This is a genomic window from Bradyrhizobium sp. CIR48, assembly GCF_014198315.1.
Taxonomy (GTDB): Bacteria; Pseudomonadota; Alphaproteobacteria; order Rhizobiales; family Xanthobacteraceae; genus Bradyrhizobium.
The window spans coordinates 1-23,409 of sequence record NZ_JACIHG010000020.1 but is presented as its reverse complement, the minus strand read 5'-3'; the positions used below and the strand labels follow the sequence as shown (position 1 = coordinate 23,409).

The 23,409-nt window shown below is 61.0% G+C and carries 20 protein-coding genes and 1 pseudogene; 18 read left to right on the top strand and 3 right to left on the bottom strand.

Annotation, left to right across the window (positions count from 1 at the left end; translation table 11 throughout):
- Positions 1-336: 336 nt before the first annotated feature.
- The 12 genes from GGD66_RS39300 to GGD66_RS39245 are packed head-to-tail and all read left to right on the top strand — an operon-like array spanning position 337 to position 12,290.
- Positions 337-2,364, top strand: coding sequence for a conjugal transfer protein TraG (locus GGD66_RS39300; RefSeq protein WP_183261957.1), 2,028 nt, complete (start codon positions 337-339; stop codon positions 2,362-2,364).
- 47 nt (positions 2,365-2,411) lie between these two features.
- A complete protein-coding gene (locus GGD66_RS39295) occupies positions 2,412-2,927 on the top strand; it encodes a CopG family transcriptional regulator (protein ID WP_183261954.1) in 516 nt (171 codons plus the stop codon).
- Positions 2,920-3,903 carry a P-type conjugative transfer ATPase TrbB gene (trbB, locus tag GGD66_RS39290; RefSeq protein ID WP_183234854.1) on the top strand — a complete coding sequence of 328 codons (984 nt, stop codon included), beginning with the start codon at positions 2,920-2,922 and terminating at the stop codon, positions 3,901-3,903. The genes GGD66_RS39295 and trbB overlap by 8 nt, the downstream gene beginning before the upstream one ends.
- Positions 3,904-3,920: 17 nt before the next feature.
- Positions 3,921-4,289 (top strand): TrbC/VirB2 family protein, encoded by a 369-nt coding sequence (locus GGD66_RS39285; protein WP_246783212.1) that lies wholly within the window; start codon positions 3,921-3,923, stop codon positions 4,287-4,289.
- On the top strand, positions 4,289-4,546 hold the full coding sequence (locus GGD66_RS39280) for a VirB3 family type IV secretion system protein (protein WP_183234852.1): 258 nt from the start codon (positions 4,289-4,291) through the stop codon (positions 4,544-4,546). Before GGD66_RS39285 ends, GGD66_RS39280 begins: the two co-directional genes overlap by 1 nt.
- Positions 4,540-7,092, top strand: a complete 2,553-nt coding sequence (gene trbE / locus GGD66_RS39275) for a conjugal transfer protein TrbE (RefSeq protein WP_183234991.1) — start codon at positions 4,540-4,542, stop codon at positions 7,090-7,092. Before GGD66_RS39280 ends, trbE begins: the two co-directional genes overlap by 7 nt.
- A 29-nt stretch (positions 7,093-7,121) precedes the next feature.
- Positions 7,122-7,874, top strand: coding sequence for a P-type conjugative transfer protein TrbJ (gene trbJ, locus GGD66_RS39270; protein ID WP_183234850.1), 753 nt, complete (start codon positions 7,122-7,124; stop codon positions 7,872-7,874).
- A gap of 11 nt (positions 7,875-7,885) precedes the next feature.
- Positions 7,886-9,049, top strand: coding sequence for a P-type conjugative transfer protein TrbL (trbL, locus tag GGD66_RS39265; RefSeq protein ID WP_183234848.1), 1,164 nt, complete (start codon positions 7,886-7,888; stop codon positions 9,047-9,049).
- A 3-nt stretch (positions 9,050-9,052) separates the two neighbouring features.
- Positions 9,053-9,757: a conjugal transfer protein TrbF gene (gene trbF / locus GGD66_RS39260; protein WP_183234847.1), complete on the top strand. Its 705-nt coding sequence runs from the start codon at positions 9,053-9,055 to the stop codon at positions 9,755-9,757.
- Entirely contained in the window at positions 9,754-10,779 is a 1,026-nt protein-coding gene (gene trbG, locus GGD66_RS39255) for a P-type conjugative transfer protein TrbG (protein ID WP_183234846.1), read from the top strand. The genes trbF and trbG overlap by 4 nt, the downstream gene beginning before the upstream one ends.
- Entirely contained in the window at positions 10,776-12,053 is a 1,278-nt protein-coding gene (locus GGD66_RS41910; protein ID WP_183234845.1) for a TrbI/VirB10 family protein, read from the top strand. The genes trbG and GGD66_RS41910 overlap by 4 nt, the downstream gene beginning before the upstream one ends.
- A gap of 3 nt (positions 12,054-12,056) precedes the next feature.
- Positions 12,057-12,290, top strand: a complete 234-nt coding sequence (locus tag GGD66_RS39245; RefSeq protein WP_183234844.1) for a DUF2274 domain-containing protein — start codon at positions 12,057-12,059, stop codon at positions 12,288-12,290.
- Positions 12,291-12,297: 7 nt separating this feature from the next.
- Here the strand turns inward: GGD66_RS39245 and GGD66_RS39240 are convergent, their stop codons facing one another.
- On the bottom strand, positions 12,298-12,678 hold the full coding sequence (locus GGD66_RS39240; RefSeq protein ID WP_183234843.1) for a hypothetical protein: 381 nt from the start codon (positions 12,676-12,678) through the stop codon (positions 12,298-12,300).
- A gap of 110 nt (positions 12,679-12,788) precedes the next feature.
- Here GGD66_RS39240 and GGD66_RS39235 point away from each other — a divergent pair, with 110 nt between their 5' ends.
- The 4 genes from GGD66_RS39235 (at position 12,789) to GGD66_RS39220 (ending at position 16,530) form a co-directional block, all read left to right on the top strand.
- The gene (locus tag GGD66_RS39235) at positions 12,789-13,028 is read left to right on the top strand and encodes a helix-turn-helix domain-containing protein (protein ID WP_183234842.1); all 240 of its coding nucleotides are present in this window, start codon (positions 12,789-12,791) and stop codon (positions 13,026-13,028) included.
- A 365-nt stretch (positions 13,029-13,393) separates the two neighbouring features.
- Entirely contained in the window at positions 13,394-14,173 is a 780-nt protein-coding gene (locus GGD66_RS39230; protein ID WP_183234841.1) for a hypothetical protein, read from the top strand.
- A 42-nt stretch (positions 14,174-14,215) separates the two neighbouring features.
- On the top strand, positions 14,216-15,076 hold the full coding sequence (locus GGD66_RS39225) for a hypothetical protein (protein WP_183234840.1): 861 nt from the start codon (positions 14,216-14,218) through the stop codon (positions 15,074-15,076).
- A gap of 125 nt (positions 15,077-15,201) precedes the next feature.
- Positions 15,202-16,530, top strand: coding sequence for a hypothetical protein (locus tag GGD66_RS39220; RefSeq protein ID WP_183234839.1), 1,329 nt, complete (start codon positions 15,202-15,204; stop codon positions 16,528-16,530).
- Here the strand turns inward: GGD66_RS39220 and GGD66_RS42530 are convergent.
- Complete coding sequence (locus GGD66_RS42530) at positions 16,478-16,870, bottom strand: zincin-like metallopeptidase domain-containing protein (protein WP_183234838.1); 393 nt, start codon at positions 16,868-16,870, stop codon at positions 16,478-16,480. The two genes, GGD66_RS39220 and GGD66_RS42530, sit on opposite strands and share 53 nt — an antisense overlap.
- Here GGD66_RS42530 and GGD66_RS39210 point away from each other — a divergent pair.
- Positions 16,869-17,891, top strand: coding sequence for a hypothetical protein (locus GGD66_RS39210; protein WP_183234837.1), 1,023 nt, complete (start codon positions 16,869-16,871; stop codon positions 17,889-17,891). The genes GGD66_RS42530 and GGD66_RS39210 overlap by 2 nt on opposite strands.
- 84 nt (positions 17,892-17,975) lie before the next feature.
- Positions 17,976-21,791, top strand: a complete 3,816-nt coding sequence (locus tag GGD66_RS39205) for a hypothetical protein (RefSeq protein WP_183261952.1) — start codon at positions 17,976-17,978, stop codon at positions 21,789-21,791.
- 1,383 nt (positions 21,792-23,174) lie between these two features.
- On the opposite strand, the pseudogene GGD66_RS41900 reads toward GGD66_RS39205, so the two are convergent.
- Positions 23,175-23,409: pseudogene (locus GGD66_RS41900) on the bottom strand (DNA ligase); the annotation flags it as partial.

The following is a 23,409-nucleotide window of genomic DNA, read 5'->3' as shown; positions in this document are numbered from 1 at the left end:
GTGAGTATAAAGGCGGTTAACCCTGGTTTCGTAGCCGAATCGGCGTGCCAACGGTGTCAGTGGCAACGTTTGCCCGGTTCCGCCCCTCTGTTCCATGCCTCCTCCTGTGTCACGCATTGTCCGGATCAAGAGTCGTCCAGTTTGAGCCGGTAGCTCACCTTTAGTTGAGGCGCTTGATCATCCTCGCCATGACTGGACGGAGATCCTTCTCGCCTTCGCACGCCTGATCGACGATGCCCTTGCTTCCCTGTCGCGATTTTTATTTCGATTGAACGCAAAGCGCATTGGCCCCTTTCATCGCGCCGCTCACGTTGGGTGAGTGAGTGGGGCGAGCGGATGTTTCCAGCAAAAATCTACGTCGGCCAGATTGCCGTCGTGTTCGGCATTGTCGTTGTGTCGACCTGGGGCGCAACGCAATGGACCGCCGCAGCTCTCGGCTACCAGCAGCGCCTGGGTGAACCCTGGTTCCTGATCGTCGGCTACCCCGTCTATCTGCCGTGGCGGTTGTTCGAATGGTGGTTCGCGTACGAAGCCTATGCGCCCGAGATATTCGAGGAGGGCGGAGCCATCGCCGCAGCTGGCGGCGTTGCAGGCGCAATGTGTGCCATCGTCAATTCAGTGTGGCGCGCGCGTCAAAGCCAGTTGGTGACGACTTACGGTTCGGCACGGTGGGCGACGCCGAAGGAAATCAAGGCGGCTGGCCTGTTCGCATCCAAGGGCGTGTTTCTGGGATGCCTCGAGAACAACTATCTCCGTCACGACGGACCGGAACACGTGATGTGCTTTGCACCGACCCGGTCGGGCAAGGGCGTGGGGCTGGTGTTGCCCACATTGCTCTCGTGGACCTCGTCTGCGGTGGTGCACGACATCAAGGGCGAGAACTGGGAACTGACCTCTGGCTGGCGTTCGACCTTCTCGCACTGCCTCTTGTTCAACCCCACGGACTCGCGGAGCGCGCGCTATAATCCGCTGCTCGAGGTGCGCAAAGGCGCGGCCGAAGTCCGCGACGTCCAGAACATCGCCGACATCCTGGTCGACCCCGAAGGGGCGCTCGAACGCCGAACCCATTGGGAAAAGACCAGTCATTCGCTTCTGGTCGGCGTCATCCTTCACGTCCTTTATGCCGAAGAGAAGAAGACGCTGACCCGCGTCACCGAGATCCTGGCAGACCCCGCGCAGTCCTTTGAGAAGACGCTCCGGATCATGCTGGCAACCAATCATCTCGGCACCGAAGCGGAGCCGAAGGTGCACCCAGTGGTCGCCGCGACGGCACGTGAGCTGCTCAACAAGTCCGAAAACGAACGCTCCGGCGTTCTGTCGACCGCCGTGAGTTTCCTTGGGCTCTATCGCGATCCCGTCGTCAGCAGAAACACCGAGCACTGTGATTGGCGCATCGCCGACCTCGTCAGTGCCGACAAACCGGTCACACTCTACCTCGTCGTTCCGCCGTCGGACATCAGCCGCACCAAGCCGCTGATCAGGCTGATCCTCAACCAGATCGGCCGCCGGCTGACCGAGACCCTGAACACCAAGGCCGGTGATCCCAAACACCGCCAGCTCCTGATGATGCTGGATGAGTTTCCGGCGCTCGGCCGGCTCGACTTCTTCGAGAGCGCGCTCGCGTTCATGGCCGGATATGGCATCCGCGCCTACCTGATCGCGCAGTCGCTCAACCAGATCGCAAAGGCGTATGGCGAGAACAATGCGATCCTGGACAATTGTCACGTTCGCATTGCTTTCGCCGCCAATGACGAGCGCACCGCCAAACGGATCTCGGACGCGCTCGGCACCGCAACCGAACTACGTGCACAACGCAACTATGCGGGCCATCGGCTGGCGCCCTGGCTTGGCCATGTGATGGTCAGCCGTCAGGAAACTGCGCGCCCATTGCTGACGCCGGGCGAGGTGATGCAACTGCCGCCCGACCAGGCCATCGTGCTGGTCTCGGGTCTTGCGCCGGTCCGGGCGACAAAGCTGCGGCATTATGAGGACGCCAACTTCGTCAGTCGTCTGCGGAGGCCGCCATCCTTGGTGGGCGGCTCGTATGCCGACCGGCCGGCGGCCCGCGCTGACGATTGGCGCGGCGAGGTGCGCACCACTGACCTTCGCCTTGCGACCCTGCCGTACCGCGAACTCATGCATACCGGCGGCGAGGAAGGCGGGCTCAAGCAGCAATTGCCGTTGTTCGACGAGGCCGCGCCCGCTGTGAGCGAGGCTCGCGCCTCCGAGGAGCGATTACTCGACGACGAGTCCGATGTCGCCGCCGACCGCAGCCAGATGCAGCAAGCCGCCAACGCGTCCAGCGCCGTGCGTAGAGCCCATGCCGTCACCCGCGACGACGACGATCTTCTTCCCTCGTTCTGAAGAGCACCCCAATGAAACCGAAACTGTCGGCCTACGTCTCTGAAAGTGTGTCGCAACGGCTCGAGCTCGCAGCCAAGCGCCCCGGAGCCAGCAAGTCAGCCATTGTCGATGCTGCGCTGGATCGCTTTCTCAATCCCGAGCGTGACACCAGCGGCGATGCGGCGCTGGTCCGAAGGCTGGACCGGATGAGCCGGCAACTGGAACGAGCCGATCGTGACGTTGGCGTCCTGGCGGAGACCATCGCGCTCTTCATCCGCTACTACCTGACCATCACCCCGCCGTTGCCTTCGCAGGATCAGGACGCAGCGCGAGCGCTGGGCCGCGAGCGCTTCGAGATGTTTGTCGCCCAGGTCGGCAAACGCGTCGCCTCCGGCGGCCGGCTTGTGGCCGACGTCATGGATCGCGTCAGCGCCTCGAAACCGGATCTCTTCATGCGCAACCTCGAGGAGGGCGCCCCTCTGGGCGCGGCGCAACCCAGCGACACTGAATCCCGCGCGCAGAGCGCGACGGGTGAGCCGCCGGAGCATTCTCCGGCAGGGCGAGAGGAGGTCGGCAATGTCTGATCTCCTCTCGCCAGAGACCCGCGAACGGCGCCGGGGCATGCTGCGGACCGCGATGGGACCGGCGATCGCGCTGGCTCTGGAAGAACCCGATGTCGTCGAGGTCATGGTCAATCCCGACGGCAGGCTTTGGCTTGATCGGCACGGCACGGGCCGAGCAGATACTGGCGTCGTTCTGACGCCACAGGAGGCCGAGCGGATCATCCGGCTTGTCGCCAGCCATGTTCGGGCGGAAGCGAGCGGTTCGTCTCCCATTATCTCGGCGGAGCTTCCCGAAACTGGTGAGCGCTTTGAAGGCGTCTTGCCTCCTGTCTCGCTCGCGCCGTGCTTTGCCATCCGCAAGCCCGCAACGACCACCTTCCGCCTGTCCGATTATGTCAAGGCGCAGACTGCGTCGCCCCTAATGGCAAAGGTGCTGACATCAGCAGTCACGGAAGCGCGCAGCATCCTGATCGCCGGCGGCACCGGCTCGGGCAAGACCACGCTAGCCAATGCGCTTCTTGCGGAGATCGCCGGCCTCGAAGAGCGGGTCGTCATCATCGAAGACACTCGCGAGCTGCGCTGCGATGCAAAGGATGCCGTGACGCTCCGGACCAAGCCGGGAGTGGCGAGCCTTGCGGATCTTGTCAGATCTACGCTGCGCCTGCGTCCCGACCGCATCATCGTCGGTGAGGTCAGAGGCGCCGAAGCTCTCGACATGCTGAAAGCCTGGAATACGGGGCACCCCGGCGGAATTGCCACGGTCCATGCCAACTCGGCACGCGCTGCGCTCTACCGGATCGAACAGCTCATTCAGGAAGCGGTCGCAACCGTGCCGCGCCGGCTCATTGCCGAAGCGATTGATCTGATCGTCTTCATCAAGGGGCGGGGACCCGCACGACGCATCGAGACCGTCGCCGAGCTCAAGGGCCTCGATCCTTCGGGCGACTATCTGCTCGAGACCCCGCCCGGACTTCCAAACACCTCCCATCGCCCCTGACCTGAAGGAGACTTCCTATGTCCATTCGATTGAATCTAAACGTGCGTTCGCGCTTTCGCGGCTTCTGCTCGGTCAGCGGGTTGCCGCTGGTCACGCTCGGCGTGGCGTCGGCGTGCGTGCTCCTCAACGTCACGGCGGCGCACGCCGCAGGTTCCGGCATGCCTTGGGAAGCGCCGCTCGAGCGCGTCCTGGAATCGGTGCAGGGGCCCGTCGCCAAGATCGTCGCCGTCATCATCATCACGGTGACAGGCATATCGCTGGCCTTCGGCGACACTTCAGGTGGATTCCGCAAGATGGTCCAGGTCGTATTTGGCCTCTCGATCGCCTTTGCTGCGAGTTCCTTCTTCCTCTCGTTCTTCTCCTTCGGTGGCGGAGCACTGATCTGATGCGCCCCGACGGTTTTGAACTCGTGCTCCACCGCTCGCTGACTGAACCGATCCTGATCGGCGGCGCCCCGCGTGCCGCCGCCATTTTGATCGGGACCCTCTCAGCCGTGCTTGCGCTCGGCCTGCGCCTTTGGCTCGCAGGCCTCGTGCTCTGGGTCGTTGGACACAGCGTGGCTGTTTGGCTCGCAAAACGCGACCCGGCCTTCGTCGAAGTCACCATTCGTCACACCAAACACAAAGGGCGGCTTGCATGCTGAACTTGAAAGAATTCCGCGGCAACGCCTATCGGCTGGCTGATTGGCTGCCATGGGCATGCCTGGTCGCTCCCGGTGTCATCCTCAATAAGGATGGCAGCTTCCAACGAACGATCCGCTACCGCGGGCCGGACCTCGATAGCGCGACCGAAGCCGAACTGATGAGCGTCGTGTCCCGCGTCAACAACGTTCTGAAGCGGTTTGGCTCAGGTTGGGCTCTCTTCTTTGATGCCACGCGCATCCCGGCTTGCGAATATCCGCGGTCGGAATTCCCGGACCCTGTATCCTGGCTGGTCGACGAGGAGCGGCGCGCTTCCTTCGAAGGCGCAACCGCGGTGGCATGGGAGGATCCGTCACGCCCTGGCGGGCAGCATTTCGAGAGCGTGCTGCATCTAACCCTGGTGTACCTGCCGCCGGCGGAAAGGGTCTCACGCCTCGAAGGTCTATTCCTCGAGCGCCCCAAGGCGAGGAACCGTGGGACCAGAAAAGGACAATCTACCATAATTCCTGCGCAAGGTGACGCCGACGACGGCGAGATCGACGGCCAACAGCGATTTGATAGCGACGAGAAAGGCTATCGTGATCATCTCCAGAGGTTCATCCAGGAGACCGACCGAGCCATCGATCTGCTCTCGTCGGTCTTGCCCGAGATATGGCCTCTCAACGATGCGGAGACGCTCACATATCTTCACAGCTGCGTCTCGACCAAACGCCATCCGGTCGCGGTACCAAGGATTCCAGCCTATCTTGATTGCTTCCTCAGTGATGAGCCGCTGACCGGCGGATTGTCGCCGGCGATCGGGCGGAGCCATCTGCGGGTATTGACCGTTCTTGGGTTTCCCCACGTCACCTTTCCCGGCTTGCTTGACGAGCTGAACCGGCTCGGCGTTGCCTACCGCTGGGCCACCCGGTTCATCCCGCTCGACCGTACGCAGGCCAATGCGACGTTGTCGCGTTACCGGCGGCAGTGGTTTGCCAAGCGGAAGTCGCTTGCGGCGATCCTCAAGGAGGTCATGTTCAACGAGCAGGCGGCGCTGCTCGATACTGACGCCAGCAACAAGGCTCTCGATGCCGACGCAGCGCTTTCCGAGCTCGGTGACGATCTGGTTGCCTTCGGCTATATCACCACGACCGTCACCGTAAGTGACGAGGACTCCCATCAAGCCGACGAGAAGATCCGCGCGGTCGAGCGGGTGATCAACAGCCGGGGGTTTACGGCTATCCGCGAGAGCGTCAATGCGGTTGAAGCCTGGCTTGGCGGTCTGCCAGGCCAAGCCTATGCCAACATCCGCCAGCCTATCGTTCACACACTCAATCTCGCCCATATGTGCCCATTGTCGGCAGTATGGGCCGGTCCGGAGCAGTGCGAGCACCTTGATGGCCCGCCGCTTCTGATCGCCAAGACCAAGGGCGCGACCCCATTCCGTTTGTCCCTCCACGCCGGCGACGTTGGACACACGATCATTGTCGGTCCGACGGGGGCGGGTAAGTCGGTCCTGCTTTCGATGCTGGCGTTGCAATTCCGTCGATATCCAAACGCCCAACTGATCACGTTCGACAAGGGCCGCTCGGCACGGGTCACCACACTCGCATTGTCGGGCGCCTGGTATGAGCTGGGCGCCAAGGGCGGCATCGCCTTTCAACCGCTCAAGGATGTCGCGGAGGAGGGCGCGAGACTCTGGGCGCTCGACTGGCTCTGCGGCGTGCTCGCCCATGAGCGCGTGACCGTAACGCCCGACGTCAAGGAGACGCTCTGGTCGGCGCTGAGGAGCCTCGGCTCTGCGCCCGTCTCGCAGCGGACGATGACCGGGCTCGTGGCGCTGCTGGCCCGTGACGCGCTGCGGCAGGCATTGCAGCCCTACACGCTGGAAGGGCCGTACGGCCGCTTCCTGGATGCGGACGCCGACCGCCTTTCCGGTGTCGACGTGTTGACCTTCGAAATGGAAGAGCTGATGGCGTTGCCGGGCCTTGTGGCGCCGGTTTTGACCTATCTCTTCCACACCCTCGAAGAGCGCTTTGACGGCCGGCCGACGCTGCTGGTGCTGGATGAGGCCTGGGTGTTTCTGGATGACCCGTTGTTCGCGAGCCGCATTCGCGAATGGCTGAAGACGCTGCGCAAAAAGAACGTGGCCGTCATCTTCGCAACCCAGTCGCTCGCCGATATCGCGGACAGCCAGATTGCTCCCGCGATCATCGAATCCTGCCCAAGCAGGATCTTCCTGCCGAACCCCCGTGCGCTGGAGCCGACCCAGACCGAGACCTATCGGCGGTTCGGCCTGAACGACACGCAAGTGCGCCTGATCGCGGAGGCTTTCCCGAAGCGCGACTACTATCTGCAATCACGCGCCGGCAATCGACTGTTTGAGCTCGGCCTAGGACCGGTGGCGCTCGCGCTTGTCGCGGCGTCCTCGCCCGAGGACCAGCGAACCGTCGATGCGGTCCTGTCTCGCTCCGGCCCTCATCACTTTGCCAAGCGCTTTCTCGCCGAGCGAGACCTGCACTGGGCGGCGAACCTGATCAGCACCTTCGAACAGGCCCAGAAAGCCTGACACCAATCCCAGCGTTTAAGGAGCTATCCATGCTGAATATCTTCGTCACACCTGTCGCATGCCGAATCGCAAAAGCGACCCCAATCGTAGCGCTGTCCCTCGTTATTGCGCTGAACGGATCCCAACGGCTTGGGGCACAGGTCGTCGTGTTCGATCCATCGAACTACGGTCAAAACCTCCTGACGGCCGCTCGTACGCTCGAGCAGATCAACAACCAGGTCAGGAGCCTCCAAAACCAGGCCCAGTCGCTGCTCAATCAGGCCAAGAATCTCACGAGCCTGCCAACAAGCGTCGTCGGTCAACTCTCCTCAACCATCAATCAGATGAACGGCCTGATCAGCCAGGCAAAGAACCTTTCGTTCGATGTCCAGAAAACCCAGCAGGATTTTGAACGCCTCTATCCTCGCCAATATGCGGCGGCCGTCTCGTCCGACAAGATGGTGCAGGACGCGACCGCGCGTTGGGACAATAGCTACGACGGGCTGAAGCAGTCGCTCACTCTTCAATCGGCGATTGTCGGCAATCTGGACCAGGACGGCCAGACGCTTCGAACGCTGATGGCAAATTCGTCCGCGGCTGCCGGTTCGTTGCAGGCCCAACAGTCGGGCAACGAGCTGCTCGGCCTCCAGATCAAGCAATCGTTGCAGACCCAGGCGCTCATGGCGACCCAGGCGCGCGCGAGCACATTGCGTGCCGCCGAAGAGCAGGCCTCCTCGGCCGCCGCAAAGGAGCGCTTTACCCGCTTCATCGGCGACGGCCATGCCTACACCAGCGGCAAGTAGGTGAGGGCGCCATGGCTGATCTTTCCGTCATTGACCGCTTTACCGAGACGTTCTCGCGATACATCGACTCCGGGTTTGGTCTTCTGTCCGGCGATGTCTCCTTCTTGAGTTCAACGCTGATAGGCATCGACCTGACGCTTGCCGGACTTGCCTGGGCTATGCGGGCGGACGATCACATTCTGGTCACGCTCGCCAAGAAGGTGCTCTATGTCGGCGCCTTCGCGTTCATCATCGGCAACTTCAAGAGTCTTGCCGACGTCGTCTTCGCGTCGTTCTCCAGCATCGGACTGAAAGCATCCGGCGGGAGCTTGAGCGCGGCAGACCTGGCGCGACCGGGTTTCGTCGCTTCCGCCGGGTTTACGGCCGCACATCCTCTTCTCGAGGAGACCGGCCAGTTCTCCGGTTTTGATGTCCTGACCAACCTGCCGACGATCCTCATCCTGTTGTTCTGCTGGATCCTGATCGTGCTCGCCTTCTTCGTCCTTTCGGTGCAGCTCTTCGTTACGCTGATCGAATTCAAGCTGACGACGCTGGCAAGCTTCATTCTCGTGCCGTTCGCCCTGTGGGGAAAGACCTCATTCCTGGCGGAAAAGACGCTTGGCAACGTAGTCGCCTCGGGGGTGAAGGTGATGGTTCTTGCCATCATCATCGGCATCGGCTCGACCATCTTCGGCCAGCTTGCAAGCACGTTGACGCGGCCGGTCGACATCGTCTCGGCCATGAGCTTGTTGTTGGCGGCGCTTTCGCTGTTTGGCCTTGGCATCTTCGGCCCAGGGATCGCGGCAGGATTGGTCTCGGGGGCGCCCCAGCTAGGAGCAGGCGCTGCGGCAGGAACAGCGGCGGGCGCGGCGGCGGTCGTGATCGGCGGCGGAGCTGCGGCCGCAGGAGGCTTGCGCCTCGCGGCGGGTGGCTCGATGACCGCGGTTCGCTCAGCTGCGTCCCTAACAGGAGCGTCTTCGGCTGCCGGCACATCGGCCCGAGCCGCCACAGTGGATCAGCTATCGAGCGGGAGTACCGGCGGTTCAACGAATGGAGCGGCCGCTTCAAGCGCAGGGCGTACGGCGGCGGCGTCAGGACGTGGACACGCGAGGGAAGCAGCGCAGGTCGCCGCTCACACCCTGAAGGAAGGTGACAAAGGCGGGCATTCTTCGGGCCCGAAGCTGGGGGAGGAGTAGGACATGGCAGGTCATCCCTTTCAGCGCGTATCTGTTCGATACGGCGAAACACCCGAGCCGGTCACGCCCTATCAAAAGGCGGCCCAAGTCTGGGACGAGCGGCTAGGGTCGGCCCGCGTTCAGGCGAGCAACTGGCGATTGGCAGCGCTGGCAGCCATCGGCCTGTCGGGCGTACTCGGATTGACGATCTTTGTACAGATCGCCCGTTCGGGCGTCGTTCCCTACGTGGTCGAAGTCGATCGGCTCGGCGAAGTCCGGGCAGTCGGACCAGCACTCGAAGCCTACCAACCGTCAGACGCGCAGATTGCGCATTTTCTCGCGCGGTTCATCGAGAACGTTCGCTCGTTGTCAATCGATCCGGTCATCGTGCGGGCGAACTGGCTGCGCGCCTACGACTTCGTCACCGATCGCGGCGCTCAGGCTTTGAACGACTACGCGCGGGAGGCCGATCCCTTCACGAAGATCGGCTCGAAAACAGTGACGGCCGAGGTCACGTCTGTGGTGCGCGCCTCCGGCGACAGCTTCGAGATCCGTTGGAAAGAGAACACCTACGAGAACGGCGTGATCGCAAGGACCGAGCGCTTCACCGGTCTCGTCACCACCGTTCTCAAGCCGCCCGCGGATGCCGAAATCCTGCGGAAGAATCCTCTCGGCCTTTACGTCCATTCCCTCAACTGGTCGCGCGACCTGATTGGAGACGCCAAATGAATTCCAAAGCCCTCACCAAGCTCGCGTCGGCCAGCACGCTCGCTTTGTCCTTTGCACTGGGCGGATGTGCCAGCAAGCTTAATCTCGAAGCGCCCTATGATGAGATGGTCTTCGAGAAGGGCTTTCCAGAGGCCGATCCGCCTGCGCCTGTGCAAGTCGTCGAGACACCCAAGATCCTGCCGCTGCCCGGTCAGTTGAAGCCTTATCCGACAAAGGCCGGCAAGGAGGAAAAGCTGCCGCCGGAGCAGGCGATCGCAAAGGCGAACAAGGCCGCGAGGATGGAGCCGACGCGCGCCGGATATATCAACGCCATTCAGGTCTATCCGTGGACCGAAGGCGCGCTCTACCGGCTTTATGCAAGCCCGGAGAAGGTCTCGACCATTGCGCTCCAACCGGGGGAGGAACTGATCGATGTCTCCACCGGCGATACGGTGCGCTGGGTGGTCGGTGATACCTCGAGCGGGCAGGGAAGCGCCCGGCGAGTGCACATTCTGATTAAGCCAACGCTTCCGGACATTCAGACCAACCTCGTGGTGCTGACCGACCGGCGAGCCTATCACCTCGAGCTCGTGTCGACCAAGCAGACCTATATGGCGTCTATCTCGTGGACGTATCCAACGGACACGCTCGTTGCGCTCCACAAGCAGAACGTCGCTGCCCAGGAAAACGAGGAACGCATCGTCGATCGCGGCGTGCGGCTCGACAGCCTGAACTTCCGCTATCGGATCGAAGGAGACGATCCGCCGTGGCGGCCGCTGCGCGCCTTCGATGATGGCCGCAAGGTCTACATCCAGATGCCGTCTGGCCTGTCGCAAGGGGAGGCGCCGCCGTTGTTCGTCGCTGGAGCCGATGGGCGGCCGAACCTCGTCAACTACCGGGTCCGGGGTACCTACTACATCGTCGATCGGATGTTCGGTGCCGCCGAGCTTCGCTTGGGAGAAAATCCCCAGCGCATCGTCCGGATCATCCGGATCGACGCGCGGCCCATGTCGCAGGCCTTCAGCACCGGGAGCGCCTCATGACGAGCCTGGATCAGGATCCGGAGCCGCTGGAGCTGCGGGCGCGGCCGCGGCCCGTTCGCCGGCTCAACAGACGTGCTCTTATGATCGGCTGCGCCGTCGCGGCGCTATTTGTTGGCGGGGCGATACTCATTGCGCTCCGGCCGCACTCCTTCAAGCAGTCGGAACGGACAGAGCTTTACAATACGGACCGCAAGCAGACTGCCGAAGGCTTGAGCAAGCTACCAAAGTCCTATGAGGATCTGCCGCCATCGACGCCGAGGCTTGGGCCACCATCCCCGGGAGACATCGGCCGGGCCTTTGCCGAAAACGAGAAGAAGGCCGGTGTCGCATCGGACACGGGCTTCCGCACCAACCCGGAGGAGGACGCCGAGCGGGCTGAGCGGATCCGCCAGACACGGGTCGCGCAACAGGCAAAGGAGTCGGGCCTGTTCGTCCGCCTGTCGGAGAAACAGGACAAGCGCAAGCAGACAAGCGCGACCGAAGCAACGGTTGCTGCTGCCCCATCCGCATTCCGGCCTACAACGCCCGATACAGGGCCGTCAGCCGCGGAACTCGCGAAGACGGCGCAGGCGATGATCGACCGCTCCAGCGAGATCATTCCCTCATCGCAAGCGCGCAAGCTGGCCTTTGTAGGCGCGAAAGCCGACACGGAGACCACCAATCCCCATGCGCTCAAGCCAGCGCCATCCACGTATGCAGTGATGGCGGGATCGATCATCCCGGCGAGCCTCGTCACGGGGCTGAATTCCGACTTGCCGGGCACCACCATCGGTCAGGTCACCGAGAACGTCTATGACACGGTGACCGGCGAGCATCTCCTGATCCCGCAAGGGACTCGGATCATGGGCAAATACGACAGCGTCGTCGCCTTTGGCCAGAAGCGGGCGCTGGTCGTCTGGACGAGACTTATCTTGCCGAACGGCAATTCGATCGTGATCGAGAACCTTCCGGCCACCGACGTCGCGGGCTATGCCGGCCTTGAAGACGAGGTGGACTTTCACACCTGGCAATTGCTCAAAGGCATTGCGCTGGCGACCTTGATCGGAGTGGGGACCCAACTATCGATTGGCAATGACGAGAGCGACCTCGTGAAGGCCCTGCGGGAAAGCACGCAGCAGACGACAAACCGGGCTGGGCAGCGCCTGGTGGAGCGCGAGCTCGACGTGCAGCCGACAATCACGGTGCGGCCGGGGTGGCCGCTGCGGGTGATTGTTTCGAAGGATCTGGTACTGAAGCCGTACCAGGACGTTCAGGCAATAGCGAAGGGCAGATAAGGGATGAAGCTTGCGAAGCTGCCCGATCGAACGCCGGTGAAGATGAACGTTGTGTTCACACCAGGCCTGGCGCAGAGGCTGCGGGAGTATGCTGCGTTCTATGCAGAGACCTACGGCAACAAGGAGGAAGTAGCTGAGCTGATACCGTTTATGCTCGAGGCATTTCTCGAGGGCGATGCAGACTTTCGAAAATCTAGAAAGGTCGCAGGGGGTGGGTCGACGGCTGTTTCATCCTGACTGAGCTCTACACTTGGCTTGTTGCGAGCTGGAGGAGGGCGATCGAACGTCGCACTGCGTCAATGGACTTTTGGAGCCGCGCTAGCAGGCCTTCAAGGTCCTGTTTGGTAACCTCTTCCATGTGCAGGTTGTCGCTGCTCAAGAACGCTTCTACGAGTTGGTCGATTGACATCGTGTTCTTCGCAATAGAGCAACCGGACAGTGTGCCAGTCGCGGTCGAAGCAATCTCCCCGTCACCCGACAAAGCGATCTCTACCGAAACACTAGCGAAAATCGCTCGTTCAATCGCTTCGGATGGGATCTCAACTAAAGTCACTACTTGTCCCGTTGACGCGTCGCGGTAGCCGACATTCGAGGTAGCACCGCCATATTCGACGAAGGGCCTCAAGTGCTGCTCCACTACATAGCTTTCGCAATTTCCCAGCCAAGGCCAATGATTGCACATTTTATGACTTATAGTCTATGGGCTAAGGAGCTGGTTTCTTTTGCTTTCCCTGCATGCGATTGCAGGACCGAGTCGGCCTCAATATTCAGGAATTGCGTCGGGCAAGAAAACTCAGCCAAGAGGAGCTCGCCGACAGGAGTCAGGTCCATCAGACGTATCTGAGCGGTGTCGAAACGGGGAAGCGAAACCCGTCTCTTTTGGTGCTGGAGCGAATAGCCGAGGCCTTGGGGGTGGACCCGGAAGAGCTTCTTCGTCGGAGACGACGACGGGCGGGGGGAGCAGTTAGCTCCTAGTCGACGTGGACGACGTCGCCCCGTCGACTTGAGGGTTCCGTGCGCTAGGGGGTACTTGGAGCCCGAATTCGTTTTGACGCTTGAGCCATTGTGGGGGTGTCTCCTCTTTACGGCTAAAAAAAGCAGTCGCACGCATGGCATGGGATCGTTACCCGAACGGCTGAGACACCGGAGGCGGCGAGGGCCGTTTGCGCCTGGAGCTCGGCCCTGCAGAGCCGTCAGGCGAAAGGATGCCCCGACCGATCGGCTTGCATCTATCTGAATTGATGTCGATAATTTGCCTGATGTCTCACCGCAAATTTGGTCCCCGCCGGCTGCAAATCAAGACGCGTCGTCCTCTGTCGCAGAGAACGGCGACAGTTATCTTGAAACAGTCGCTTCGACGTTGTTGTCTTTGTTTCGGCCTTCGAGGCGACGGCAACGAACGCAAGGGGCAGATCGCGCACCTCAATCACGATCCCTCCGACAACCGGCCTGTGAATCTCGTTTTCCTCTGTCTCGACCACCACGATGAATACGACCGCCCCACACGCTTGGCGAAGGGCCTGACCTCCGGAGAAGTGCTTGCGTACCGCAAGCGGCTCTATGAGGCGGTGGCCAAGGGCGAGATTTTGGGCGGGGAGCGCCTTGACCCCGCGGCGGTCGCGGCAGCAATCGGAGGCGATGCTAGCGCCAAGTCCCGCAAACGCGAGGCCTGGCGGTTTCCGCTATGGCAGGTCGAAGACCAGATGGAGCTCTTTGCCTATCGGGCGGCCCATGATGGTGTGTGCTACATCGAGCGGATCCTGTTGCCCGATGGTCGGGCTGCCGTCGTCTGCGCGCCAGCGCCAGGCAATCCCGGCATGAGCATCACCAATGCAGTGGAAACGATAGCGGCCCAGGTCTGTGCGCGTTTCGATATCGGCCCCGAAACCCTGGTGTGGCTCGAGCACTGGACGACGCCGAAGCCGCAATGGCACCGCGTTCTCTTCCATCCCAAGGCAGGCGGCACGCCCTTCGCAGAACCGGAGTGGCTGGAAATGACCGCCACCATGTGGCGTGGGTTGTGGTTGAAGCCGAAGGGGCGGCTTCGGTATGACGGGTTTGGGGTACCGACCCTGTTAACGAAGGGATTTTCGCGGGTGGTGAGGGTCGGCCACCCCTGACGGCGCTTGTGTTGCTGCGCCCTGTTGCTATGTGATGGCGGCATGACCCGCCTGATCATTCCCACCGCACCCGAGAAGCTTGCGCCTTCCGAGCCGCCACAGCCTTTCACGCCGGAATACCTGAGCAAGCTCAGCGAGGAAGAGAGGAGATCTCCCGTAATGCAGGAGTTCGGGCGGCGGATGAGCAACAGCGGCGCGGCCTATGTCACCTGGTTCGTGTGGCGCTATCAGTCGAAAGTGCTGGAGACACCGTTTTTGCCTCGGCAGGGCTCCATGTTCTTCCTCGATTGCGGGCGGGGGCCTTTCGCGGTCACCGCCGGTCATGTGTTTGAGCAATTCGTCGAGGACCACCGGACGCAGCGCATCCGAAGCTGCCAAATCGGCAATATCGGCTTCAACCCTGAGGAACGACTCATCGCCCATGGCAAAGATCTCGGGCTCGACATCGCAACCTTCCGGGTCACGCCCGAGGAGATCGCGGCGACGGGCAAGAAAATCGTGCAGGGCGCCGACGGCGTATGGCCGCCGCCGCCGAACAGGCCGAATGAAGGCGTGTTCTTCGGCGGCTTTCCGGGCTGCGAACGCGATCCGATCGGACCGCATGAGATGGTGTTCGGTCTTCACAGCGCCATAACGCCTCTCACCAGCTTCACGGATCACCAGCTCTGCTGTCAGCTTGAGCGCGAGCACTGGATGGATGTTCGCGGGGTAGGATTGCCGCCAGAGGGCTATGACCTCGGCGGCATCTCCGGCGGGCCGATGCTTGCACCAGTCTTCGCTGATGGGGCCTGGGGCTGGCGACTCGTGGGCGTGATCTCGGAGGCAGTGAGCGTCGAGGGCTTCGAGCGGGTCACGGCCGTGCGCGCGCATTTCATCTTGCCGGATGGACGGCTTTCGCGCTGAGGGCGCTACTTTCCCCCGATAGAATGGTTGCGGGCAGGGCAATTTTGGATAGTGTGCTGCCTTCCCCAAAGTTTATAGTTTAGGTGGATACGCCTCAGGATAGAATTTCATTTCAGGACGAAACTATGCTCAATGCGCTCTTTGGTCTTAAGAAAACCAGCCTCACGTCAAACCTCAATAAGGCTTTCGCCAACTACCACGTCCAGCAGATCAAGGCTCAGCGTGCGCGCTTCTTGAGCTGGATTGAGCTCGATGTAATGGATGGGATCGAGGCGCTCGTTTCGATCGATGGCAATTCGCCCGCAGTCCCGGCGTACAAGCGGATGATGGAGCTATTCCAGGATGCAGGGCTTGGCGACTCGTCAGCCCTCCAGGCCGAGTTGCAGCAGCGCTATAAGGAGGCCGAAGCGATTGCCTTTCCGGCGAGCATCGCCTTCACTGCTCATGCACAGGCGCTATCATCCTGGACGAGGAATTTTAGCTTGGTGCAGATCGACCCCATGCGCTTGCGTGCGCTGGATATTGCCGCCCATCGTGACCTCACGTTCAAATCCTATGTGAGCAAGATCTGCGACCGGATCGGTGATGCGGTGAACGCGCCTAACACCCGCGCTTATGCGCAGGTGTTCGAACTCTACAGCGAAGCGCTGGTGTTCGAATTTCTCCGTTCGAAAGTCAAAACCGCGCGGATCGACGAGATCAAAGGTGTGCAGACGCCGGATTTCCACTGCGAGCTGGAAAGTGGAAAGCAGTTCTTTGTGGAGGTGAAGTCGCTGGATGTCGTCGATGGCGACCTGCGGCAGGATGCCATGTCGGTCGATGCGATCGATCAGGCGGTGGACCTTCACGAGCAGCTTGCCTCGGGGAAATCGATTGCGACGAGCGAGGGCGAAATCGCTCCCTACAAGAAGGCTGGGGAGACGTCGACTTACGATCCGCGTTCCCTGATCCGCGTCATCGACATCTTGCGTGAGAAGATGGTCAAGGCCTTTAAATCCGGTGGCCAATTCGCAAAGGGGCCGACCTTCGGTCTTGCGGTGGTGGATCGGCTGGGGCTCGTCGCCGGCAGGCAAGACCTTGTGCCCTACTACGCCGATGAGGATATGCCCGGAGCCTGCGGCAGCGGGGTTTTGTGGCATGCAGCGTACGGAAGGCCGGGAACGCCGATCTTTCGCCGGCCCGACTTTGAGGGCGCTCCGAATCTCGAGGGACATCTCGCTACGCACGGTGCGCTCGTCGATGTCGGACGCCCTTTCGCCGGTGTTGGGCTGATTGTGCTAGAGAGGAAGGAGGGTGATCATGCCTGGGGGCTTCAGCATAAACATGCCCCGCAGGGAGACTGGCAGACAGATGATACAACCGAAGCGCTCGCAGCGATTTGCGAAGGCTTCAACGATGAGGTCAATGCCTTGATCGGCTGGAACATGCCGGAGGTCTCCGATAGAGCGAGCTAAGGAGCCCGCTGTAACCAAGGAGATAATCCGCCGCCCGCTGGGCATGCGCCGCTGCCGTAAAGATCGCACGATTATCGCGCTTCAGAGCGGCCAGCCAATGATCGATATAGGAATCATGGTCGGACCGCAGCTCCGGCGTCAGCGCAGGCCCGACGCAGAGGATGCCGCGCCAAGCCGGCCACCAGCTCCTCCACGTGAACCCAAGCTTCAGGTTAGCTTCTGGGGCCTTAGGATCAGTGCCGAGGGGAGTGTTGCTGTTCTTCCGGCGTTGTTGATCTACTTTGCGGTGCTGGTGACTTACCGCTTCTAGGCATCCGACAAGAAACAGGTAATGGCGCATGAGTGATCGTGATTCTCTGAATTGGCTCGCTGAAGGCGAGAAGTACGCGTTGCTTGGCTTGAGCCTCAAAAGCGACGAGGCGGGATTTATGGATGAGGCGATTTCACCGGAATTGACGGTGCTGACGCGCGCGGCCTTTAAGATGCCCGCTCACTGGCGCGAGTGGCTGGGATCGATCCGGGCGGAGGAAGTTGAGGACTGCGACCTTTTCATCCTAAGCAAGCTCCGTTCGCAGCAACCGGGCGTGCTTGATGGCGAAGATCAGATCCTTCAGCAGCGGCTCTGGCAATTCTATCGCGGGCTTCTGCTGTGCAGTCCTTTCGCGACAGCGGACAAGCCTGTGATTATCACCGGCTCCCGCCAAGAGAGCGAGATCGGTGTTAGGCAAACGCAGGACCTAGAAGCGTCAGTGCCGAATGATTTCCGGCCCTATCCGGAGGTATCGCAGGCCGAGCTGCGGTCGGCTGCCGGTCTTGCCGCGCAATTGGCCAAGCTCAACGCGATGGCCAAGGGTGACAGTCACTGGCGGCTGTTTCGGGTTCTGTACCTCTATGTTCAGACCCGCACGGAGCGCGATTTGTTGGATCGTCTTCACCAATATGCGCGTTGCATCGATGGGCTGGTTCTCTCACGCCCGGGCCAGGGCAGAGCCGATTTCAAGAGCCGATCCGAACTCTTCATCGGGCCCGGTCACGACGACATGATGGGCGAAATCTATAACGACCGCAGCACCGTCGAACATTTGCATGAGGACCGGCTCCTTGAACCTTTCGACCGCGAGAAACGGCTCGGAGTTGTCAAGAAGGAAGCGGTGATCGAGTATGTGGCGCGGGAGGCGCTTGGACGGATTGTCGCTGATGATCGCCTTTGGCCGCATTTTGCCAACCGGGCGGGCATCGAGAAATTCTGGGCGCTGCCATCCGAGCAGCAGCGCCGGATTTGGGGGGCGCCTGTCGACCCGCTTGCGGCGCTGGCCGAGTTCGATCCCAAATACATCCATGACGGCCACCTCGGTAAATAGCCCCTTGCAAAGCGTTGTGGAGACCTCTCCTTGACATTCCGCATGCTATTTGACGCCCGGTGGTGCTTTTCTTAACGTCAACCCATGTTTGAAATCACACGCGACGATATCGCGGCCCTGAATGACGAGGATTTGCGGACCCTGATCGGCCTTCTTTGCGAGGCCGTGCTGCGGCGTGCAAACCTGCCTCTGTCCGGCGTGACCTATGGGGGTGACCAGAACGCGAAGGATGGCGGGCTCGATGTGCGTGTATCTCTTGCGGCCGGGACGGTGATCGAGGGCTTTATCCCATGTGCGGCGACCGGATTTCAGGTGAAGAAGCCGGATATGCCGCCCGCGGAAATCCCGAAGGAGATGAAGCCAAAGGGCGTCGTGAGGCCAGTGATCGAAGAGCTGGTGGCGGCCTCCGGTGCCTACATCATCGTCAGCTCGACCGGATCGACTGCGGATTCGGCTCTGACCAAACGGCGCGCGGCCATGGCGGAAGCCGTGAGCGGCGTGGCCAATGCAGGTAATCTCCATCTCGATTTCTATGACCGAAGCCGCATCGCTACCTGGGTCCGCGAACACGCGGGGATCATCTTGTGGGTCCGCTCCCGGATCGGAAAATCCGTTCCGGGATGGCAGGCTTTTGGCTCCTGGTCACATGTGCCCGCCGGCGCGGACAAGACTTATCTTCTGGACGAGGCGGCCCGCATCAAGACGGGGCGCAAGGATGATGGCGAAGGCCTGTCGGCGGTCGAGGGGATCGATCGCATCCGGGAGAAGCTTCGCAAACCTGGCCAAGTTGTGCGGCTGGTGGGCCTCTCGGGCGTCGGCAAGACCCGCCTCGTCGAAGCGCTATTCGATCCTGCGATCGGGGCCAACGCGCTCGATCCCTCGCTCGCCGTTTACGCCGATGCGGCGGATGAGCTTGATCCGCCGCCAAAGGGAATGGCATCCGATCTTGTTGCAAGCGAGACGCGCGCGATCCTCGTCATCGACAACTGCCCACCGGAGACACACAAGCAAGTGGCTCAGATCGCGCAAGCATCGGGCGCCGCCATCAGTGTAATTTCCATCGAGTACGATATCCAGGACGAGGCGCCGGAAGGCACGGATGTCTTTTCGCTGGAAACGTCTTCGCTCCTGCTGATCGAGAAGTTGGTTAGGGCGCGATTTTCTGAGGTCTCGCAGGTCGATGCGCGGACGATTGCCGAGTTCTCAGGCGGCAACGCGCGGATCGCGCTTGCGCTAGCTGGCACCGTCAAGAAGAGCGAGACGGTCGCCAATCTCTCCCATACCGAATTGTTCACGCGCCTCTTCCAGCAGCGCCAGGGGCAAGATGCCGGCCTGCTGCAAATCGCCGAAGCTTGTTCCCTGGTCTATTCCTTCCAAGGGGAGGCGTTGACGGGGGAGAATGCCGAGTTGCCGGTGCTTGGCGGGTTGATCGGAAGATCGGCGCAGGAAGTGTACACGGCGGCGGCCGAGTTAAAGCGGCGCGATCTTTTGCAGCAACGCCGCGAATGGCGCGCAGTTCTTCCCCACGCCATTGCCAACCGCCTGGCCGCACGGGCGCTGCAAAACATCCCCTATGCCGTGATCGAAACCACCGTCGTGAACGGGCCATCATCGCGGCTACTGAGTTCGTTCTCTCGCCGCCTTGGCTACCTTGCCGGTAGCAAGGAAGCGCAAGCGATCGTCGGGGAGTGGCTGGCGCCCGGGGGGATGCTCTCCGATGTGTTGCCACTCAATGAGACCGGGCAAGCGATATTTGAGAATGTTGCGCCCGTCCTGCCCGAGGCGACACTTTCTGCGCTTGAGAAAGTTTTCGCACGCGCAGGTGAGGACACGCTGCTGCGGGGAGGGCGTTTCATCCGGCTCATACGATCGCTGGCTTACGATGCGAACCTATTCGAGCGCGCTATCAAGCTGCTGCGCAAGTTTGGCGAGGTGCGGCAGGCCAGACGTATCGATGGGGAGGCGCAAAGGGCGTTCGCTTCCCTCTTCTACATCGTGTTCTCGGGGACCCGCGCTCCTCTGGCTATGCGGCTGAATGTGCTGGATGGGTTCCTCACGTCCGACGATGCCCTCGATCAGCATCTTGGGCTTCAGGCGTTAGAAGCGATGCTGGAAACGGACAATTTCAGGCCGTTTTCGGGCTTCGAGTTCGGTACCCGTTCGCGCGACTACGGCTATCACCCCAAGAACGGCCGGGAAGTTGGCGATTGGTTTGAAGAGGTCCTGAAGATCACCGAGCGGTTTGCGCTCGGCAATCTGCCGGTGAGCGAGCGCGTGCGCCGGGTGTTCGCCCGGCAATTTCGTGGCTTGTGGCGGGATGGTGGGCGGCTGGACGTGCTGGAGCGGCTTGCGCAGGCACTCGCCGCTGGCGGCTTCTGGCGGGATAGCTGGATCGCCGTACGTCAGGCGCGGCAATATGATGGCGAGCGGTTAGAGCCGGAATCATTGCGACGGCTTGAGGCGCTGGAAGAGTTCCTGCGCCCTAAGGATTTGGTCAACCGCGTGCGCGGGATCGTTTTAAGAACGGGCGACGGGCGTAGCCTTGACTACACCGATACGGGCTCCGGAGATACCGAGGGGCTTGAGGAGGATGCTTCGAAGGCCCTGGCCCGGGCTCAAGCATCCGTCGAGAATCTCGGCCGGGATCTTGTTGTCGATGCCGGCGCATTTGCGACCCTATTGCCTGAGCTGATTGGGGGTGGAGGAAGGCTAGGCGAATTCGGACGCGGGCTAGCGCTGGGAGCGGAAGATGCGCGGGCCACATGGCAAGCCCTCGTTGCTCAGGTGAGGTCCACCGACCGCCCGAATATCCATGTGCTGCACGGTTTTCTCAGAGGCCTGCGCGAACGGGACGCGGACTTGGTTGAAGCGTTGCTTGACGGGGCGCTGGAAGGCGAAGTGCTTGCCGAATGGTTGCCGGAGCTTCAGGCGAGTTTTCCGATCAACGAAGCCGGTGTTGCGCGCCTGCGGAAAGCGCTTGATCTTGGCCGTGCACCGATCGATCGCTTTGGTAGTCTGTCCGGTGGCGACGTTTGCGCCCTTATTCCAGGGCCGGAGTTCCGCGACTTAATCTCCGCGATTCGTGTGAAGCCCGGGGGTAGCCGCGTCGCGCTCGATATTCTTTACATGCGCCTACATTCGAACACCCACGCGGGCAAGCCGCTCTTACCGGAGATGGCCGAGGCGGGGCGCACCTTGCTCGCGCAACATATATTCGTGCCCCGATCGCACCAGGCAGAGAACGACGATCACCGGCTCGGAGACATTGCGCGAAGATGTCTGGTCGGAATGGAGGGGGCTCCTGTTGCGCAGAAGATTTGGCGCGATCTGAAGGCAGCCCTTCACGCCTCCGAACTCTATTCGTGGGAGCATGATGAACTTGTGCAGGCTCTTTTCGTGGTTCAGCCGGATGCCATGCTCGATGTGTTGGTGGAGGGCGGCGATGACGATCGAAAGGCGAGCATCGAGATCATTGATGAGATTACGCAGCAGCGGCAGAATCCGATCAATTCCGTCGCGGACGATACGCTGCTGGCGTGGTGCGAGGTCGATCCCGTTGCCCGCTATCCGTTCGCCGCTGCGATAGCTCCTTTATTCGAGAGCGGTGCCGACAAGACCCCCAAGGAGTGGCGGCCGCTGGTCAAGGCGCTGTTGGAGAAAGCACCGGAACCGGTCTCGGTCTTTCGTGGGATTGCGCATCATCTCTGGCCGATGAGTATCGAGGGTTCCATTGCGTCGGCGTTCGAGGCGCGGCTTCATCTGTTGGATAAGTTAGAAATCGGTTCCGATTCTGCGCTGTTGGCGGTTTTCCGCGAGACGCGGGACGCGCTGGCCGAAGATGTTGAGAAATGGCGCCGCTCCGAATTGAGGGAAGGCCGTGGGAGTGGACGTTTTGAATGATGGCTTCTGCAAGAGACCGATGTATCACTCCGTGAATTTCAATGACGTCAATTCGGCATGCTCAATGGTGCCGGTCGAGCGTGCGTAATAAGCCTGATAAAACCTAAAGTCCTTTCGACCCTCCTTGCGACACTTCTCCTCGATAATCTTGCAGATTTCGAGCTTTTCCTTCATCGGAGTTTTCATCCCGAAGATTATCGCTTCGAGGTCGTCGAACCGATAGGCCAGCTTGCGTGCCGGCACTTCACGAAAGTCCCAATGCTGGTTATCGATGACGAGCCGGTACTCCTCCTCGTATTGCCAATCCTTCAGTTTGCGTATGATCGCGTGATAGAAGGAATCCCAATAGCGCGCGAGCCATTCCTCGTCCGCACGGAAGATATCGTCCCCGCAGGGACTTCGATTTCCCGCAGCGTCGGAGTACCAATGCCGCCTTAGGACGGGAATGGGAAAGCGGCCGAGCGAGCGGAAGAAATCGACGGGAAGATGCTGGCTTTCGTAGGTGATCTCCCGAAGCTCCAGCGGCCGGAAATCATACAAGATGCCTTCAGCATTGATGGCGTAAGGCTGCCGCAGGGGCAGAACGGGCTTGCCACCAAACTCTGAGACGCGAAACTTCAAACAGACGGCGGTGTGATGGATGGCATAGTTGCCCCAAACGGACGAGTTACGGCAATCGCGCATGAAGCAGGCTGTGTACCATTCCGGATAGATGAGTGTTTCAGCCCGCTGCGCGAATTCATCGGGGAAGGTCAGAAAGACAAAGTTTCGATTGGATTGCTCAAAGTCGATGGTCCTGTTGTAGTAGTGGATGAAGTCAAGTTGGGAGACCAGATTCCGGCGTGCGATGTAGAACGCATCGATTTGATGCTCCGTAACTGGGTGCTGCTTCTCCACTTCCTGGAACTTGACGATGGATTGCGTCGTGAGGGAGATCGCTTGCCTGAACTTCGTGACAAGAGCAGCGGAGTCCGGGATCTCGGGCTGAAGGCCCTTGCGGCTATAGGATTCCCGTATCAGATGAAGAGCGAGCATGTGAACGCTGCGAAGATGAGCTGTAAGCTCGTCGCGGCGAACCGGATGGACGCGTGCGGCAAGCGCATCGATGAAGGCTGCAACGCAAGGCTCCGCGAAAAACGCTCCAACGACTTCCTCTTCCAACGCCTTATGCGGCACGCCGTCGTTGATGTTCCCGTGATTAAAGATGGGAATATGCTCCCACCCAAGCGGTTGCTGTTCGCTGCAGAGCAAGAGCTGACCGAAAGCGTTGTCGAGGCAAAGGATATAATGCCGAAAAAAGCTCCTCCAGACGATCGCATCGCCTTTCCAGAAGATGTCCCGAAACCCTTCCATCGGGTCGTTGAGCTGTTCTGGCTTCGCAAAGTAGATTTCCTGATTCTGGAGTTCTCCCTTTTCGAGCTTCACTTCTGCGACCAACGTGGGACGCACCCAGGTCGTGACCTGCTCGTCCTTCACCTTGGCAGGAAAGGGCGACTTGGCCGTCTTGAGCCTCACGAGCTTGCCGTGAAGCTCTTCCAGAGCCTGGTGGCTGAAGCCGGTGCCGACGTGGCCTATGTACCGCCATGCATCGTCTTCGCGTACCGCTAGCACGAGAGCG